13 protein-coding genes are annotated in these 19,027 nt (G+C 34.6%); 4 read left to right on the top strand and 9 right to left on the bottom strand.

Annotated elements, in window-relative coordinates; all coding sequences use genetic code 11:
- Positions 1–357 precede the first annotated feature (357 nt).
- The 3 genes from QMG60_RS10270 to QMG60_RS10260 form a co-directional block, all read right to left on the bottom strand.
- Positions 358–2,445: a thioredoxin family protein gene (locus QMG60_RS10270; protein WP_281867755.1), complete on the bottom strand. Its 2,088-nt coding sequence runs from the start codon at positions 2,443–2,445 to the stop codon at positions 358–360.
- Positions 2,445–3,755, bottom strand: a complete 1,311-nt coding sequence (tilS, locus tag QMG60_RS10265; protein ID WP_281867754.1) for a tRNA lysidine(34) synthetase TilS — start codon at positions 3,753–3,755, stop codon at positions 2,445–2,447. Before tilS ends, QMG60_RS10270 begins: the two co-directional genes overlap by 1 nt.
- 225 nt (positions 3,756–3,980) lie before the next feature.
- Complete coding sequence (locus QMG60_RS10260; RefSeq protein WP_281867753.1) at positions 3,981–5,267, bottom strand: anthranilate synthase component I family protein; 1,287 nt, start codon at positions 5,265–5,267, stop codon at positions 3,981–3,983.
- A gap of 301 nt (positions 5,268–5,568) precedes the next feature.
- Between QMG60_RS10260 and QMG60_RS10255 the strand changes: the two genes are divergently transcribed.
- Positions 5,569–5,943: a DoxX family membrane protein gene (locus tag QMG60_RS10255; protein ID WP_134140564.1), complete on the top strand. Its 375-nt coding sequence runs from the start codon at positions 5,569–5,571 to the stop codon at positions 5,941–5,943.
- Positions 5,944–6,000: 57 nt separating this feature from the next.
- Here the strand turns inward: QMG60_RS10255 and QMG60_RS10250 are convergent, their stop codons facing one another.
- The 3 genes from QMG60_RS10250 to QMG60_RS10240 all read right to left on the bottom strand — a co-directional run bounded on the left by QMG60_RS10250 (position 6,001) and on the right by QMG60_RS10240 (position 8,841).
- Positions 6,001–6,543 carry a lipocalin family protein gene (locus QMG60_RS10250; protein WP_057119278.1) on the bottom strand — a complete coding sequence of 181 codons (543 nt, stop codon included), beginning with the start codon at positions 6,541–6,543 and terminating at the stop codon, positions 6,001–6,003.
- A gap of 153 nt (positions 6,544–6,696) precedes the next feature.
- Complete coding sequence (gene lpdA / locus QMG60_RS10245) at positions 6,697–8,100, bottom strand: dihydrolipoyl dehydrogenase (protein WP_281867752.1); 1,404 nt, start codon at positions 8,098–8,100, stop codon at positions 6,697–6,699.
- Between the two features lie 282 nt (positions 8,101–8,382).
- A complete protein-coding gene (locus QMG60_RS10240; RefSeq protein ID WP_073416914.1) occupies positions 8,383–8,841 on the bottom strand; it encodes an Lrp/AsnC family transcriptional regulator in 459 nt (152 codons plus the stop codon).
- 252 nt (positions 8,842–9,093) lie between these two features.
- Between QMG60_RS10240 and QMG60_RS10235 the strand changes: the two genes are divergently transcribed.
- Positions 9,094–10,338 carry an aminotransferase class I/II-fold pyridoxal phosphate-dependent enzyme gene (locus tag QMG60_RS10235; RefSeq protein WP_281867751.1) on the top strand — a complete coding sequence of 415 codons (1,245 nt, stop codon included), beginning with the start codon at positions 9,094–9,096 and terminating at the stop codon, positions 10,336–10,338.
- 167 nt (positions 10,339–10,505) lie between these two features.
- Here QMG60_RS10235 and QMG60_RS10230 read toward each other — a convergent pair whose 3' ends face one another.
- Positions 10,506–12,440 (bottom strand): amino acid permease, encoded by a 1,935-nt coding sequence (locus QMG60_RS10230; protein WP_057119284.1) that lies wholly within the window; start codon positions 12,438–12,440, stop codon positions 10,506–10,508.
- A 427-nt stretch (positions 12,441–12,867) separates the two neighbouring features.
- On the opposite strand from QMG60_RS10230, the gene QMG60_RS10225 reads away from it, so the two are divergent.
- Positions 12,868–14,028, top strand: a complete 1,161-nt coding sequence (locus tag QMG60_RS10225; RefSeq protein ID WP_281867750.1) for a Gfo/Idh/MocA family oxidoreductase — start codon at positions 12,868–12,870, stop codon at positions 14,026–14,028.
- Between the two features lie 91 nt (positions 14,029–14,119).
- On the opposite strand, the gene QMG60_RS10220 is transcribed toward QMG60_RS10225, so the two are convergent.
- A complete protein-coding gene (locus QMG60_RS10220; RefSeq protein WP_281867749.1) occupies positions 14,120–17,026 on the bottom strand; it encodes an FAD-binding and (Fe-S)-binding domain-containing protein in 2,907 nt (968 codons plus the stop codon).
- Positions 17,027–17,231: 205 nt separating this feature from the next.
- Between QMG60_RS10220 and QMG60_RS10215 the strand changes: the two genes are divergently transcribed.
- The gene (locus QMG60_RS10215; protein ID WP_281867748.1) at positions 17,232–18,044 is read left to right on the top strand and encodes a mechanosensitive ion channel domain-containing protein; all 813 of its coding nucleotides are present in this window, start codon (positions 17,232–17,234) and stop codon (positions 18,042–18,044) included.
- A 187-nt stretch (positions 18,045–18,231) separates the two neighbouring features.
- On the opposite strand, the gene QMG60_RS10210 is transcribed toward QMG60_RS10215, so the two are convergent.
- Entirely contained in the window at positions 18,232–18,981 is a 750-nt protein-coding gene (locus tag QMG60_RS10210; RefSeq protein WP_281867747.1) for a DeoR/GlpR family DNA-binding transcription regulator, read from the bottom strand.
- Between the last annotated feature and the right edge of the window lie 46 nt (positions 18,982–19,027).

Genomic DNA, 19,027 nt, shown 5'->3' with positions numbered 1-19,027 from the left:
TCAATCTTGATAAAAAAAACGCTCTAAGTAATTAGAGCGTTTTTTGTTTGAATTAATTTCTAAGCAATCTAAGAAGTCCTTTAAAGATTTAATTTTATGTACATCTTGAGTAAACACACACATATGTATGGAACTTTATTTATCTGAATTAATTTCACTACAGGCTAGCAAATTAACAACCTTAATTATTCAACAAAAAACTCCTTTAAGAAACTTTAATCCGCTTAAATCTTGATCATAAAAAAACGCTCTAATCACTTAGAGCGCTTTTTGTTTTGAATTAATTTCAACCCCAATATATTTTAAATTTTAGTCCCGAAGCCTCGGGATAGATTTGAAATTTTAAAAGTCTAAAATCTATTTAAAATTAGAAATACCTTCTTTTAACCATTTTAAATATTCTTCTGTACTAACGTAGCTGATAGTTGGTTTAGTATTATTTAAATTATTTCCTTCTAAATCTGTAATCACATATAGAGGTTGTGTATTGGTTTTATATTTAGAAATCATAAAATCTGTCCATTTATCTCCCGCTGTAATAATTTTATCTCCAGAGGCAGTTGTAAATTGTTCTTCTTTTGGAAGTTCACGTTTGTCATCAACATAAAGTGAAATCAAAACAACATCATTTTTTAGAATTGGTAAAACCGTAGGATCAGACCACACATTGTTTTCCATTTTTCGGCAGTTTACACAAGCGTAACCCGTAAAATCCAGCATTATAGGTTTATTGATTTCTTTCGCGTAAGCTACACCATCCTCATAATCGTGAAAAACCATAATTCCGTGAGGGCCTAATTCTGCTCCTTCTGGCAGCCCTTTTATTGGTTCTCCTGAAACGGCTCCATTTCCTGATCCTCCTACTCCAAACGGACTTTCGCTGTATTGCGGCGGCGGTGGGAATGCACTAATTAATTTTAATGGAGCTCCCCAAAGTCCAGGAATTAAATACATTGTAAATACTAAAGTAAGTAGTCCTAAATATAATCTCCCAACAGAAATATGATTCATTGGGCTATCGTGAGGCAATGTAATTTTTCCGAATAAATATAAAGTCAAAGCTCCAAAAATTGCAATCCAGATTGCGATGAAAACTTCTCTTTCTAAGAAATGTAATTGTAAAACTAAATCTGCATTTGATAAAAATTTGAATGCCAAAGCCAATTCTAAAAATCCAAGAACCACTTTTACAGTATTTAACCATCCACCAGATTTTGGTAATGAGTTTAACCATCCTGGGAACATTGCAAATAACATAAACGGTAAAGCTAATGCAGATGAAAATCCTAACATTCCAACAACTGGAGCGATTCCTCCATTTGAAGCTGCTTCAACTAATAAAGTTCCAACAATTGGTCCTGTACAAGAAAAAGATACAATTGCCAAAGCCAAAGCCATGAATAATATTCCGATTATTCCGCCTTTATCCGCTTGCTGATCAGCCTTGTTTGCCCATGAATTTGGAAGCATAATTTCAAAAGCTCCCAAAAATGAAGTTGCAAAAATAACTAAGATCACAAAGAAAATTAGGTTAAACCAGACATCGGTAGACAAAGCATTTAAAGCATCTGCACCAAATATTTTAGTAACGATAAGACCTAAAATTACATAAATAGCAATAATTGAGAGTCCGTAAATCACAGCGTTTCTAATTCCTTTAGCTCTGCTTTTACTTTGCTTAGTAAAGAAACTTACTGTCATTGGGATCATTGGGAAAACGCAAGGCGTTAACAAGGCTGCAAACCCAGATAAAAAAGCAATAAAAAAGATTGACCACAAACTTCTTGCAGGTGCAGGAGCAGGAATTTCTGCTGCTTTAACTTCTTTTTCTGCTTTTACAGTTTGATCTTTAGCAGCATTAGTTTCTTTTTGAATAGTATCAACTGCTAAACCAACTACTTTAGTTTCGTCTTTTTGAGCTTCTGCTACAACTGGAACTTGATCCATTTTAAAAGTTGATGGAACTGCAATTGAGAACTTTTTGCTCGAATTGATACAAACTTCTTTACAAACCTGAAAATCGAAATCCACATCAACCGTTTTTAAGTTCGGGTTAATGATTTTTATTTCTTGTTCAATATGTGCTTTTCCTTCAAAATAGGTTTCATCTACACCAAATACATCATTAAAAGAAGTTTTCGTTTTTCCTTCTTTTGCTTTTCCTACTAATTCGTAATTACCTTTTTGATTTTTAAAAGCAATTTCCAAAGCAAGAGGTCCGCCTTCTGGTGTAAACTGCGAATACATATGCCAGTCTTTTTCGATAACAGCATCAAAAATTAAGACGGCGTTATTCCCTTTTTTTTCAATTTTTGAAGTCCATTTTACAGGCTCTAGAATTTGAGCGTTACCTTTTGCAAAAGCAAAGAAAAACAACAGCAGTAAAATAGTTTTAGTCCAAATATTTTTTGACAAGCTTGTCTGAAGATTTTGAGTAAAGTTCATTATTGTAGTTCTATTTTTAGTATTTTGTTTGTGGCTTTTTCAATTTTAAAACGTTCATCTTGCCTTATTCCGATAACCCAGACTATTTGTTCATTAGAACATAAAATCCATGTTTTTTCTTTTTCGATCAATGATAACTTTTCATCTTTAAAAAGTTTACTGACTTTTTTTGACTTACCATGCATGCCAAAAGGCTGAAAAACATCGCCTTCTTTCCATTTACGTAATATCAAAGGAAACTGGATTTTATCGACGTCCACAAATATAACTCTATTTGAATCGAATGTTGTGTGACCTACGTTACAAAGACTTAATTTTATGGGAAAATTAACTTCTGTATCGTTTGAATTGATTTCATATTCTTCTTTTTCTGACAACTCAGAAAGCGGACTCAAAATCAACGTTTCTCTGTTTTTTAATAATCTGAATTCTTCTGCAAAAACTTGTTTTCCCGATTGCCCTTCGACCAAATCGTAAATATCATTCCACGCAGAAAAACCAAATTCATTCAGCCATTGATACAAATATGATTTATAATTGGGAAGTTTTTTTAACTGATTTAAATCGAAGTGAATATCATCTCCCGCCTCTTTTGCAATTTGCTGATAAATCATAATCGATGCATCTTCAACCATTTCTTTTGATTCCTGAAGATAGGATTGTGTCTTTTGAAATGCATCCAAAAAATTAGGATTGATTTCTTTTAAAACAGGAATTAAATCGTGACGAATTTTATTTCGCAAATATTTAGTTGAAGCATTACTGCTGTCTTCTCGCCATTCTATATTATTTTCTTCCGCATATTTCAGAATTTCTTGTCTGGAAAATGGCAAAAGCGGGCGAATGATTTTGTCGTTCTGTTCTGGAATTCCCGTTAAACCTTCTAAACCTGTTCCGCGCGTTAAATTGATTATAAAAGTTTCTAAATTGTCATCTGCGTGATGCGCCGTTAAAATAAAATCAAAGTTTTCTTCTTCCAAAAGTTCATAAAACCAACTGTAGCGCAATTCTCTTGCAGCGACTTGTGTGGACAATTTATAATCTTTAGCGAAAGCTTCAGTATCAAAGTGAGTGGTAAAAAACGGAATATTATTTTGATCGCAATAGTTTTGAATAAATTCCTGATCTCCAAAACTTTCTAATCCGCGAAGTTGAAAATTACAATGTAAAACTGCGATTTCATAAGGTAATTGATTGAACAAATGCAGTAAAACCATACTGTCTAAGCCACCGCTTACTGCCAGAAAAAGCTTTTTTTCTGCTAAAAAAGGAAACCTGGAAGTTATATGATTTTGAAATTTTGAAAACATTTGATAAATGTAAAAAATTAAATTCGTTCTATTTTTAAATGAAATGTTAAGCGGGCATTTTTTCTGCAACGAATTACACAAATTTCCACTAATTAATTTGCAAAACTTTAAAAAATACAGCCACAGATTAAAGGATTAAAATGATTCTAAAATCTGTGTAAATCTTAATAATCTGTAGCAAAAAAATAATTCGTGCAAATTCGGCTAATTCGCGACAAGTCCACTTTATTGTAAAACTTCGTGCATTGCCTTAGCTTTTAATAAACATTCTTCATATTCTTTTTCAGGATCGGATAATGATGTAATGGCACTTCCAACCGAAAATGAAATGTATTTATTTTCCTGATTATACAATATACTTCTAATGACCACATTAAAATCAAAATCTCCTGCAGGCGTAAAATATCCAATTGCACCACTGTACAATCCTCTTTTTGTTTCTTCCAGATTTTCAATAATTTCCATGACAGAAATTTTTGGCGCTCCGGTCATGCTTCCCATTGGAAAAGTTGTTTTTAAAACGTCTACGGCAGAATATTGAGCATCTAATTTTGAAGTAATCGTAGAAATCATTTGATGTACCTGCAAAAACGAATAAATACCGCAAAGCTCTTCAACCTCAACCGAACCTTTCTGTGCAGTATGTGACAAGTCGTTTCGAACCAAATCAGTTATCATGATGTTTTCTGCACGTTCTTTTGCATCTGATTCCAAAATAGCTTTTGATTTTTCATCTTCGATCGAATCCAAAAAACGTTTAGAAGTTCCTTTAATAGGCTGAGAAATAATTTTATCTCCCTCTTTTTTAATATAACGCTCTGGCGAAGCAGAAAGCAGATAGTGTTTGTAATTTTTAAAGAAAACTGAAAAAGGCGCTTTAGAAATTTCATTCAACTTTTGAAATTTTTCTAACGGATTTATAACGGCATTTTCAGCGTAAAATTCCATACAGAAATTTGCCTCATACATATCTCCAATATGAATATGTTCGAGCATTTTATTTATTTTCTGAATATATAATTCTTTAGAAATACGTTGTTGAATATTCAATTTTTCGTCACTTTCGACTTTCGACTTTCGACTTTGTACTATTCCATCAAAATCTTCTTCAACTTCGTGATCACAAAGCATTAAATATTGAATTTCAAGCTGATTACCTTTTAGGATAAAAAGTTTTTTAGGCTGAAAGAAAAACAAATCAGGAAAATTCAATCCGTCAAAATTCTTGGAATGAAGATTTTCTATATCATTTTTTAGATCATAAGAAAGATAACCAAAAAGCCAGTCTTTAGTATTCTGCTGATATTGTTTTAAATCTTCAAAAGCGTTGTAATAGTCAGTTTTTAAAGAGGTAAAAGCATCTACCGCCAATAAACAATCAAAATTAGAATATTGCTGCGGATAGGAATTGCTGTCTAAAAAAATAACTTCGCGAAACTGCTGCGCCCAACTTAATAGTTGTTGTTTAAACAGTTCTGGATTTGCAATATTTTTATGAATGGAAACTCTCAAAAATGGGTAAATTTTAAACTTCAAAATTACGACAAAATTCCTTTACTACTAGAACGCAAAAGAAATAATGAAACGATAATAACAGCAAAGCAAAAGTGTTAAAAAGACTTACTTTTTATAAGAAAAAATTCGTTATATTTGATATACTCTTAGATTAATCCCAAAATTGAATTAGTTTGACTGTAAAATTCTTAAAAAAGAACCACAAAAAATGATTTGTGCTTTTAATTTTTGAGACCTTAGATTGTATCTTTTCCAATAACTTAATTATATTTTTTAACCTTAAAAAATCCTAAGTATTATGAAAATTGCCACAATTATTGTCCGCGTTTTAATTGGTCTTTTGTTACTTTTTGCCTCTATCAGTTACTTTTTTCATTTAATGCCTGAACCAGAAACTACAGGAAATTTTAAAGCTTTTAATGTAGGTTTAATGGCTTCAACTTATTTAATGCCACTTGCTAAATCAATTGAATTGCTGTGTGGAATTGCATTTATAACTGGGCGATATGTAACACTTGCTAATATTTTGATCCTGCCTATTACGGTAAATATTTTGTTTATCAATTATTTTCTTGCTCCAGAAGGTCTGCCAATTGCAGTGTTATTATTCTTAGCCAATTTATTTTTGATTTACAGATATTGGGGTAATTATAAAAGTATTTTCACACCATAAATTATTTTTCAAACTAAAAATAAAACCCGACAGCTATTTAAACTGTCGGGTTCTTTTTTAATTCGTTCTATCATGCTTAACCCAAACGAGATCGGTTACTTTGTATCCAATTTCTTGAGCTTTAATTAAATAGTCTGCCTTTATACTTTCTGGAATAGTTTTCTCACGCGAAAGGATCCACATGTATTTTAAACTTTCACCAGCAACAAGCGCATACTTATAGTCGGGGTCAATAGCTACAACATTGTACCCTGAATAAAAAGGACCAAAAAATGAGACTTTCAGCATACCAATATTATCTTTTTTGACAAATTTAGCTTTCCCGACACTTTGTTCCCATTTGTCTTTTTTGACATTATAGCCCTTATTATCGACTTTTATAGTTTTATCTTCGTTTAAAGAATACTCAGCAGTTACATTGTCCAGATCTCTTTCCCATTTGTAATCTAATCTAGCGATTTCATACCATTTTCCGAGATATTTTTTGCTGTCAAAATTGGTTACAGCTTGTGCTTTTTTCGGAATACCTCCTCCACAAGATGTAAGGGCAATTCCTATTCCTGCTCCAATCAAAATCGGAACTATATATTTACTTTTCATAATGTTATCTTTTAATAATCATAAAGATAGCACTTGAAACACACATCTAATTTACAAAATTATTTTGAATTATTATATTATTAAGAAGCTAAAATAACGCATAAAAAAACCGCCAGATTGCTCTGACGGTTTAGTTAATATGATTTACGCAAATTATACGTGTAAAGCTCTATTTTCAGTAGCTGCCAATGCTGCTTCTTTTACCGCTTCCGCGAAAGTTGGGTGCGCATGACTCATTCTTGAAATATCTTCAGCAGAAGCTTTGAATTCCATTGCAGTAACCGCTTCAGCAATTAAATCTGCTGTACGGGCACCAATCATGTGAACTCCTAAAACCTCATCTGTTTTTTCATCAGCAAGGATTTTTACAAATCCGTCTAAGTCAGCACTTGCTCTTGCACGTCCTAACGCTTTGAAAGGGAAACTTCCAGATTTATATTTCACTCCCGCAGCTTTCAATTGCTCTTCAGTTTGTCCCACTGCTGCAACTTCCGGCCAAGTGTAAACCACACCAGGAATTAAATTGTAATCGATATGCGGTTTCTGACCTGCTAAAATTTCAGCAACTACTACTCCTTCTTCTTCCGCTTTATGCGCTAACATTGCTCCACGAACAACATCACCAATTGCATAGATATTTGGAACATTTGTTTGTAAATGATCGTTTACTTCAACTTGTCCTCTGTCTGAAATTTTAACTCCAGCTTTGTCAGCGTTTAATCCGTCTGTGTAAGGACGACGACCAACAGAAACTAATGAATAATCTCCTTCAAGAGTGATTGTTTCTCCTTTTGCATTTTCAGCTTGAACTACAACAGCATCGCCGTTTCTTTCAACTGATTTTACTTTGTGAGAAACGTAGAATTTCATTCCTTGTTTTTTCAATACCTTAGTCAATTCTTTAGAAAGAGCTCCGTCCATTCCAGGAATGATTCTGTCCATGAATTCTACTACAGAAACCTGAGCTCCTAAACGCAAGTAAACTTGTCCAAGCTCGATTCCAATAACTCCTCCACCAATAATTACTAAGTGTTTTGGAACTTCTTTTAAAGCTAAAGCCTCAGTAGAAGTGATGATTCTTTCTTTATCAATTTTGATAAATGGTAAAGAAGATGGTTTTGAACCTGTAGCGATTACAGTATATTTTGCTTCGATAGTTTCTGATGTCCCGTCAGCTTTTGCAATTGCGATATGCGTTGCGTCTACGAAAGAACCTAAACCAGTGAAAACAGTAATTTTATTTTTATCCATTAAGTAGTTGATTCCACCTACGGTTTGATCTACAACTGCTTGTTTGCGCGCGATCATTTTCTCTAAATTGATTTTTACATCTCCAGAAACTTCTATTCCGTGATCTGCAAAATGAGCAATTTCAGCATAATGATGAGAAGACGACAATAATGCTTTTGAAGGAATACAACCTACGTTAAGGCAAGTTCCGCCTAATGAATTATATTTTTCTATAATGGCAGTTTTGAAACCTAATTGTGCGCAACGAATTGCTGATACATATCCGCCAGGACCTGAACCTATAATGACTACGTCAAATGAACTCATAGTTTGTCTATTTTTAATTTTTTAGCGTCACAAATTTAAGGAATAAAGTTTTGTTTAAAGTTTAAATCTCAATGTTTTTTGTGTGAAATTTTGGAGGAAGGTTTTACCGCAAAGGACGCTAAGAATTACGCAAAGTTTTGTTTTTTAATCTCGCAAAGACGCAGAGTCGCAAAGTTTAAAGAATAAAGATTAGTTGCGTCAGCTAAAGTTGGACGCTATTAAAAAAACTTAGAACCTTAGTAACTTAGAATCTTAGTCTCTTTTTTAAAACCTTTGAACCTCTTAAAAAGAAATTACCGTCGAGTTCTTCACCTCACTAATCATAAACATACTTTGCGTACTGCCAATATGTTGAAGCGAAGTCAATTTGGTAACCAAAAATTCACGATACGCTTCCATATCTTTTACTAAAACTTTCAAGATATAATCGTAATCACCGCTTACATGATGGCATTCTAAAACTTCGTTTAGTTTGATGACTTCGCTTTCGAATTTGGTTAGGAATTCTTTAGTATGCTGAATAAGTTTTAGATGACAGAAAACCACAAATCCTTTTTCGATTTTGGATTTATCTACTAATGCTGCATAGTTTTTAATGATACCTTCTCGTTCTAGTTTTTTGATTCGTTCGTAAACTGCGGTTACAGAAAGATCAAGTTTTAAAGATAATTCTTTGGTTGTTTTTTTACTGTCGGTTTGAAGTAAAACGAGGAGTTTTTTATCTGTAGCGTCTAGAGTCATTTTTAGTTGATGGTTTTGGGTTGATAGTTGATAGTTTATTAAGTGAAATAAAATCTATTGAATTATATTTTCCAGATCAAATTTAGATTAAAAATCATTAAAAATAAGTTTTTATAGTTTTAAAATCTAATTATTCAATTTATGATTGATTAATATTCTAAATAGATATTATTTTGGATAGAATTTCTTAGAAACGAGCTTCCTCGCTCTCAACTTGAAACTTGAAACAAAACAAACAAAAAACCAACTATAATGAAAAACTTTAACCCAGCAGATAAAATTCAAGATTTGCAGTACTTTGGTGAATTTGGAGGTGTAAATCCTTCGATTTCTGATTCCTCTACTTATACTTTTCTTTCGGCCAAAACGATGTTTGATACTTTTGAAGGCAATATGGAAGGCTGTTATTTATACTCGCGTCATTCATCGCCAAGCAATTTGTATTTGGATCAGGCTTTGGCGGCAATGGAAGGAACGGAAACAGCAAATGTATCGGCTTCAGGAATGGGTGCGATTACGCCTACTCTATTACAGCTGTGCGGTGCGGGCGATCACATTGTTTCGAGCCGAACTATTTATGGCGGAACATACGCTTTTCTAAAAAACTTTACTCCAAGATTCGGAATTGAAACAAGCTTTGTTGACATTACTAAGTTGGACGTTGTACAAGCAGCAATTACATCAAAAACGAAAGTTTTATATTGCGAAACGGTTAGTAATCCACTTCTGGAAGTTGCCGATATTGCTGGTTTAGCTAAAATAGCCAAAAAGTACAATTTGAAATTGGTTGTCGATAATACTTTTTCACCCTTATCTGTTTCTCCTGCAAAATTAGGTGCCGATATTGTCATTCATAGTTTGACAAAATACATTAACGGAAGCAGTGATACTGTCGGAGGTGTGACTTGTGCATCAAAAGAATTTATTAATTCGCTAAAAAATGTAAATTCTGGTGCAAGTATGCTGTTAGGGCCAACGATGGATAGTTTGCGTTCGGCTTCTGTAATGAAAAATCTTCGCACGCTTCACATCCGAATCAAACAGCACAGTCATAATGCGCATTTTCTTGCCGATCAATTTGAGAAAGAAGGTTTAAAAACGGTTTATCCCGGATTAAAAAGTCATCCAAGTCACGAATTGTACAAAACGATGATTAATCCAGAATATGGTTTTGGAGGAATGCTGACGATTGACGTTGGCACTTTAGCGAAAGCCAATGAATTGATGGAATTGATGCAGGAAAGAAACTTAGGTTATTTAGCTGTTAGTTTAGGTTTTTATAAAACATTATTCAGCGCACCAGGAACTTCGACTTCTAGTGAAATTCCCTTAGAAGAGCAGAAAGAAATGGGATTAACAGACGGTTTGATTCGCTTTTCTATTGGATTGGATAATGATATTGAACGCACTTACCAAATGATGAAAGCTTGTATGGTTGAGCTTGGTATTTTGAATTCCCCAGAGATTAGTAAAGAAGTTTACACAGAGGTTCACTAAGATTTCTCTCTCGCAGATTTGGCTGATCATGCTTATTGTTGTAGAAATCTATAAAAAAATCTGCTAGACTTGCACAATCTGCGCGAGAAAATTTGAGTGAATTTTATATGAAAAAAGCCGTTCTGAAATTATTCTCAGAACGGCTTTTCACATATAACCTTTTAATTCTAACTCACAACTTGAGTATTTAGTTTACTATTTTTTCTACTATAAGTAAAGTAAATCAATAATCCGATTAGTAACCAGATAGTGAAGTAAATCCAGTTCCAAACGCTTAATTCGGCCATCATGTAAAGGCAGCAAATTAATCCTAAAAGCGGAATTAAAGATAGATTTTTTCTGAATGCCCAAACGGCTAATCCAACTAAAACAAATAAGAAAATCCACATTGGAATTTTGTGCTTGAACAAACTGAATCCTGATTCGTATTTTAAAGAATCGTTAATTGGTAATCCTTTTACAACCTCAGCATATTTTGCGTCATCGTCTTGGTATTGACTTAGCAAATGCTCTAAATCTGATGTTTCTGCAGTTTTATTATGAACGTCAATGCTTTCCAAATAATTAAAAACTTTTGCCGATTCTTCTTTATCTAAAGAAGTAATAATTGTTGTCGCATCATTCGTTTGCGCCTCATTATTTATAAAAGCCATTGTAGCTTTATTGTTGAAAGTAAAAGCATAGTACAATCCAGCAATCATTAAAACTGGTAAAATATATTTTGAATTTACATAAGGCGTTTTAAATTTTCCTCTTGGAATTTCAGGTTTGTTTTGCAACACTAAAACTCCAGCGCAAACCAAAACAAAAGCAAACAAAGTTCCGATACTGCATAAATCTGTAACCATTGTAAGGTTTAGAAATAAAGCTGGAACTGCTACCACAAAACCAGTTACGATTGTAGCAAATGATGGTGTTTTATATTTTGGGTGAACGGTAGAAAATTTCTTTGGCAATAAACCATCACGGCTCATGCTCATCCAGATACGAGGCTGTCCCATTTGGAAAACCAATAAAACGCTTGCCATAGCTACTACAGCACTTACCGCAATAATTCCCGACATCCATTTTAGGTCTAATTTATCGAAAACAAATGCAAGAGGATCTCCAACATTTAGTTCGTGGTATTTTACCATTCCGGTCAAAACTAAGGCAATAGCGATATATAAAATCGTACAAATGATAATTGCCCACATCATACCTCGTGGTAAATCACGCTGCGGATTTTTACATTCTTCGGCAGTTGTCGAAATCGCATCAAAACCAATATAAGCAAAGAAAACAGCAGAAACACCTTTTAAAACCCCGCCAACTCCATTTGGAGCAAACGGATCCCAGTTTGCTGTATCTACGTAAAATACACCCACAGCAATTACTAGAAGAACTACACAAAGTTTTACAACAACCATTAAATTACTGGCGTTACGAGATTCTTTCATTCCTCTGTAAACCAAAGCTGTAATCAAAATAATGATAAATAGAGCTGGTAAATCGGTAACAAAATGGAAAGATCCTATTGTTGGCGCTGTTGTCCAAGCTGTATGGGCCTGCTGTAAAGCTGTACTTAAATTTTCGAATGATTTTCCGCCTCGCATTAAAGCTTCGGCATCTTTAAATCCGTTTGATGCCGTTAAATAATCCATCTGAATCCATTGCGGAAGATGTATACCGCCGCTCTGGAGCAGTCCCGTAAAATAATCACTCCACGATATGGCGACGGTTATATTTCCGACTGCGTATTCCATAATCAAAGCCCAGCCGATTATCCAGGCAATTAATTCTCCAAAAGCAACATACGAATAGGTATAAGCACTTCCTGAAACCGGCACCATCGAAGCAAATTCCGCGTAAGCAAAAGCAGCAAAACTACAAGCTAAAGCTGTAAATAGAAACAAGAAAATAACAGCTGGTCCGCCGTCTGCACTGGCTTTTCCGATAGTACTAAAAATCCCTGCCCCAACAATAGCCGCAATTCCGAATGCAGTCAAATCTTTGGTCGTCAAATGTTTTCCTAATGCATTATGACCATCTGATTCGTTCTGAGCAACCTGCTTCAGAATATCCTGTACTGTTTTCTTTCGGAATAAACTTGAAAATGCCATATATGTTTTGCTATTATAAAATTAATTTACTTCGGACTTTATGGTTTTATTTTGCAAATAATGCAAAAATTATCCTGATTTCAAATATATAAAACGATTTTGTTTTTTGAGGGTGTTTTTTTGCCACGAATTTCTCGAATTTTCTCGAATTATTTTTTTGCCACAGATTAAATGATTTACGCAGATTTTATTTTTTATAAACTTAAAAGTAAATCTGCTAAAATCTGCCAAATCTGCCAAATCTGCCAAATCTGCGTGAAACAAAAAGAATCGTTTTATCTAAATTTATTCATTAAAATTAATCTGCTAGATCTGTGGAATCTGCGGGAAACAAAAACATCCTAAGTCAATAACATCAAACACAAATGTAACATTTATAAAAAAGAGCTTACTAATAAATTGCTATTTAACTTAAAAGATAAATTATATGGAAAAAATTTCAAGAAGATCGTTTGTGAATAAATTTGGAATTGGCGTTGGAGCGTCTGTTGTGATGACATCTCTTCCATCTTTTTTATCTGCGCCGGAAATTAATAAAAAGCCTTACACTGGAAAGAAATTAAATATCGCGCTTTGCGGCTTGGGAAATTACGCTTCACTTCTGGCGGAAGGTCTTCAAGTTTCTGAATACTGCCAGCTTGCGGGAATCGTGACAGGAACTCCTTCTAAAGCCGAAAAATGGAAAAAGAAATATAATATACCAGAGAAGAACATTTACAATTATGAGAATTTCGATTCCATCGTAAAAAACAAAGATATTGGTTTAGTTTATGTCGTAACTGCCAATTCACTGCACAAAGAACTTACCATTCGGGCAGCAAAAGCTGGAAAACATGTTATTGTTGAAAAACCGATGGCGATTACTATTGAAGACTGCGAAGAAATGATTAAAGCCTGTAAGGAAAACAATGTACAACTCGCAATGGGTTATCGTCTGCATTACGAACCTAATCATCTGGAAGTAAAGCGACTTGGGCAGGAAAAAGTTTTGGGTCAGGTTCGTTTTATTGAAGCCTCTCTTGGTTACAGCACGTATGATTTTCGTGATATTAATTCACCTGTAGATTTAAATGCCCGTAACCAATGGAGATTGAATAAAAAACTAGCTGGAGGCGGTACTTTAATCAATTTAGGCGTTTATTGTATTCAGGTTTCGCGTTATGTTTTAGGCGAAGAACCAATTGCTGTAACGGCACAATTTGGAACTGTAAACAATAAAAATATGTTTGCTCAGGTGGAAGAAAATATTACTTGGCAAATGGAATTTCCAAGTGGTGCTGTGGCTAATTGCAGCAGTTCCTATGGTTTTGGCATTGATAGATTTTTTGCTTCCGCAGATGAAGGCACATTTGAAATGAGTCCTGCTGTGAGCTATGGACCTTTTGTGGGTAAAAGATCTGATGGAAAAGCATTTAATTTTCCTGTGATAAACCAACAGCAAACCCAAATGGATGAAATTTGTAAAGTGATTTTAGCAAACAAAAAACTACCCAATCATATTACTGGAGAAGAAGGAATGAAAGACATGAAAATTATTAATGCGATTTATAAAGCAGCAGAAACCGGCAAGAAAATTTCATTAAAATAGTTTATTTCAATTCGTGAATTCGTGGCGGAAAAAATAGCCACGAATTCACGAATTATCTTTTATAAAAACTTTGCGAACTTTTCGGTCAAACTTATTTTAAGCAACTTCTCAAAATCGAAACAGGATGCTGCGCTTCACGTTTTGTTCCATCATAAATTTGATGACGACAGCTCGTTCCCGCAGCGGCGATTTTTACGTTTGAAGCAGTATTTCTAACTTTTGGGAAAAGAGTATCCTCTCCCATTTGCATACTTACTTTGTAATGTTCTTTTTCATATCCAAAAGAACCTGCCATTCCGCAGCAACCTGAATTATAAATCGTAACGGTATTATTTTTAGGGAGATTCAGCATGGCGAAAGTCGCTTCAACAGAACTCAACGATTTTTGATGGCAATGTCCGTGAATTTTGATTTCTTTAGTTTCTTCAGAAAATGAATCTGGAGTTATTTTTCCATCGATAATTTCTTTTTTGAAGAATTCTTCAATAGTGAATGCGTTTTGGGAAATTCTCTCTGCATTTTCTTTGTCCGATGCCAATCGCAGATATTCATCTCTAAAAGTTAAAATTGCTGATGGTTCTATTCCGATTAAAGGCGCATTACTTGAAATTAAATCTTTGAAAATATTGATATTGATATCGGTGATTTTTTTGGCTTCTTCCAAAAATCCTTTCGATAAATACGTTCTGCCGCTTTCTTCGTGATCTACGATTAAAACCTGATAGCCTAACTTCGTTAATAATTCAAAAGCGTCGATCCCGATATTTACATCATAATAATTGGTAAATTCATCCACAAACAAATACAATTGCCCGTTTGGAAAATCGCTGATTGCAGGCTTGTTATTTTCATACCATTTTCTGAAAGTCTTTTTCGCCAATAACGGAACTTGTCTTTCGGGCGCAATTCCCATTGATCTTTTAACAAGCGACTGATTCGAAATAAAATTAGTAATCGACGGAAACAAACTTCCCATTTTGTTCAATTTTGCATTGTTGGCAAAAATTTTACTTCGGGTCGAAAATCCGTTTGCTTTTTGATATTGGTATAAAAATTCAGCTTTCAAAGTTGCAACATCCACATTACTCGGACATTCGCTGGCACAGGCTTTACAGCTCACGCACAACTCAAAAACTTCGTATAATTCTTTCTGGTCAAATTTGTTTTCTTTTTCAGAATATGTCAAATATTCTCTTAAAGCATTTGCTCTGGCTCTAGTGGTTTCTTTTTCATTTCTGGTCGCACGATAACTCGGACACATCGCTCCTCCCGCCGATGGCATTTTCCTGCAATCGCCCGAACCGTTGCATTTTTCGGCTGCACGAAGAATTCCTAAACTGTCTGAGAAATCTTGAAACGTCTTAATATCTGGCTCTACTCTTCCTGAAATTACACGATGATTTTCGTCCATTTTCAAGGCGTTGACAATCTTTCCGATATTAAAAACCGAATTCGGGTCAAATGCCAATTTGATTCTTTTCAGCAATTCGTAGTTTTTCTCGCCAATCATAAACGGAATAAACTCCCCTCGCACAATTCCGTCGCCGTGTTCACCACTTAATGAACCTCTATATTTTTTCACCAAATGCGCCACATCGGTCGCAATGGTTCTGAATAATTTTAAATCTTCCGTTTTCTTCAAATTCAAAACCGGACGCAAATGCAGTTCTCCCGCACCCGCATGCGCGTAATAAATCGCTTCCTGTCCGTGGCTCAGCATCATTGCCGAAAACTCCGCAATATACGCTGGTAAATCGCTTAATTCAACTGCCGTATCTTCAATAGAATCGGCTGCTTTATTGTCACCAACAATACTTCCCAAAAGTCCAAGACCGGCTTTTCTCAGTTCGTTAGCTTTATCAATATCTGGACCGTAAACCTTTACGCGGGCGTAACCAAAATTATGTTTTTCTAAATCGGCTATTAAATCATTAGCTTGTCTTTCGGCATCTTCTAGAGAATGAGAAGCCACTTCAAACAACATGATAGCTTTTGGTTCACCTACCAAAAAGAAACGATTTTTTATATGTTCGCGATTGGTTTTTGTACAATCCAAAATGGTATCGTCGATCATTTCACAAGTGTACAAATAATGTTTCATTGCCACCACCACAGATTCTAAAGATTCCTGAATCGTATGGTAATGTCCAACCACCATAATATTATGTACAGGTGGTAAATCGTCAACTTTCAAAGTGATTTCTGTTGTAAAGGCCAGAGTCCCCTCGCTTCCGCAAAGTAATTTTCCAACATTAATTGTAGGTTCTGTTCCTCCAAATAAATCGGATCTTAATAGGATATCAACGGCATAACCTGTATTTCTTCTGTGAATTTCTGGTTTCGGAAACTCTTTTATAATCTCTTCCTGATTTTCCTTTTCCGAAAGTTCATCGTAAAGTCGTTTGTAGATTTTATTTTCTAAAGAATCTCCTTTGGTTTTCTCCATAAATTCCGCCGAAGTCAGTTCGCCAAAAGCTACTTCAGAACCGTCGCTCAAAATTGCTTTAACCTCAACAATCTTATCGCGCGTAACACCATACCGAATCGAAGTTGTTCCAGATGAATTATTTCCAACCATTCCGCCAATCATAGCGCGGTTTGAGGTTGATGTAATTGGGGCGAAAAATACCCCGTGAGGTTTCAAGAATAAATTCAGTTCATCTCGAATAACACCAGGCTGTACCGTAACGGTTTTCTTTTCGGCATTGTACGAAATAATTTTGGTGAAATTTTTCGAAACATCCACCACAAGTCCGTCCCCTACCGCCTGTCCAGCAAGTGAAGTTCCAGCAGTTCTTGGTGTAATCGAAATATTATGTTGTGCTGCGAAGCGAATTAATTTGCTGATATCTTCTACCGTCTTAGGCACAGCCACTGCATTTGGCCGAATCCGATACACCGATGCATCTGTAGAATAAAGTGTTTTATGAAGATCATCGTATAAAAGTTTGCCTTCGAGAGTATCGGCTAATTGCTTTAAATGAGATTGGGTCAACATGTAAGTGGTGCTTTTTGATAAAATAGTTCTGAAAAAACTCAGACAGCAAATATAAAAATATAGCAGATTAAATTGATATAATTTGTGATTTTATCTGATTCCTCCATTAGATTTTATAAAATTCTAAGAGAATCCTGTAAAGTGTTCCACTTTCTAAATCTCTACTTTTAGAATTTAACTTTTTTATGCCAATTACTTATTTATTATGGAAGACTTTCTGCAAGACGTTGTCAAACATTTAGAAGGATATTATTATAGCATTGTCGATCTTACACCAAAATTTATTCTAGCAGTTCTGGTCATTTTGGTTTCATGGTTTATTGCAAGCCGTGTCGGAATTTTTGCAGGCAACCGACTAAAAGTCAGAATGCACGATCGTCTTCTGGCGACTTTTATTGCTCGTTTAATTAAGTCTGTTCTTATTATTATCGGGATTCTTATTATGTTCCGAATTATAGGTCTTGACGGAATCGCTCAAAGCATGCTGGCCGGTGCCGGAATCTCTGCTTTTGTAATTGGTTTTGCGCTTAAAGATATTGGCGAAAATTTCCTTGCGGGAATTCTGCTGGCTTTTAAAAGACCTTTTAATATTGGAGATATTATTGAAAGTAATGGCGTTAAAGGCGAAGTAATTAACCTCAACCTGCGCGATACCGAAGTAAAAAGCGACTCGAAAATCATTTATATTCCAAACGCACTTTTAATAAAAAACACACTTATCAATTATAACAGCGAAGGTTTCTTACTTCAGACGTTCACCGTTGGACTCGAATATGGTTCTGATTACACCCGTGCTATCGAACTTGTAAAAGAGGTTCTCGGAAACAGTGAAGACGTTACCGAAAAAGACCACGAAAACGCAGCCGTAATTACTGATGTCGCTGCTGCAGGTGTTATTCAGCTTAATATACGGTATTGGGTGAAAACTGCATCAACAACAGAAAATTCAGAATGCCGTTCTAAAATTATTGCTGCTGTTTTGAAGAAGTTAAAAGAAAATGAGTTTATTTTGAAGTAATGGGACAAAGGTCCAAAGTGGCAAAGGTTCAGAGGTTTTTTCCAAACACAACTGTCACCCTGAGCGAAGTCGAAGGCTTATGAAAACTTAAACTTCTCTTTTGAAATTTGGAATTTAAAAATTGGAATTTATTCGAGATATATCACACCCTCAAAAAAAACGCATAAAAATGCATTTTTAAATAATTCTACAATACTTTAATTCCGGAATCTACAAAATTCTTTATTTTCGGACTTGCAACATTTAGGTCTGTTACAACGGCGTAAAGTTTATCAAGATCACAAACTTTATGTGGCATTTTGCTGTTCATTTTTTCAGAGGTAAAAAGCGCAATTACCTTGTCTGATGCCCTAATCATCTCTTTTTTAATAACCGAAACTTCATAACCAATTTCGGTAAGTCCTTGATTTACATCGATACTGCTGACACCCATAAAACAAATGTCGGCCTTAATTTTGGAGAGCACCTGAACCACATCAATACCAACGGTTACCATTGCCTGCTTTTGTAATTTTCCTCCAATAAAAATTAATTCGATATTTGGGTGCTGCGACAACTGCATTGCAATCGGAAGGCTGTAGGTGTAAATTGTAGCGGTAAAATTTAGCGGAATGAGTTTGCAGAAAGTCAAATTTGTTGTTCCTCCGCTCATAATAATCACTTGTCCTTCACTTAAAAAAGAAAGTGCTTTTTTAGCCACGCTTATTTTCTTATCTTCATTAATAATAGTAATGTCGAAAACATTTTTATGATTGTTTTTGGCTAAAAATGCGCCTCCATACACCTTATTTATTAAGCCTTTATCATTTAACTCAATAAAATCCCTGCGAATAGTATCCTCAGAAATATTCAATTCTAAAGCTAAGTCGATCGTATTTATTTTTTCGACTTGCTGAAATTTATTCATTATGAATTGATGTCTTTCCTTTTTGAGCATAAGATCTTCTTTTTTACAAATTTAGAAAAACATCGCAGTTTTGAAA

Origin of the sequence: Flavobacterium sp. GSB-24 (genome assembly GCF_027924665.1) — a bacterium.
In the GTDB taxonomy this organism is placed as follows: domain Bacteria; phylum Bacteroidota; class Bacteroidia; order Flavobacteriales; family Flavobacteriaceae; genus Flavobacterium.
Note: the sequence above shows the minus strand (reverse complement) of the source record. Positions and strands in the feature narration are given on the sequence as shown.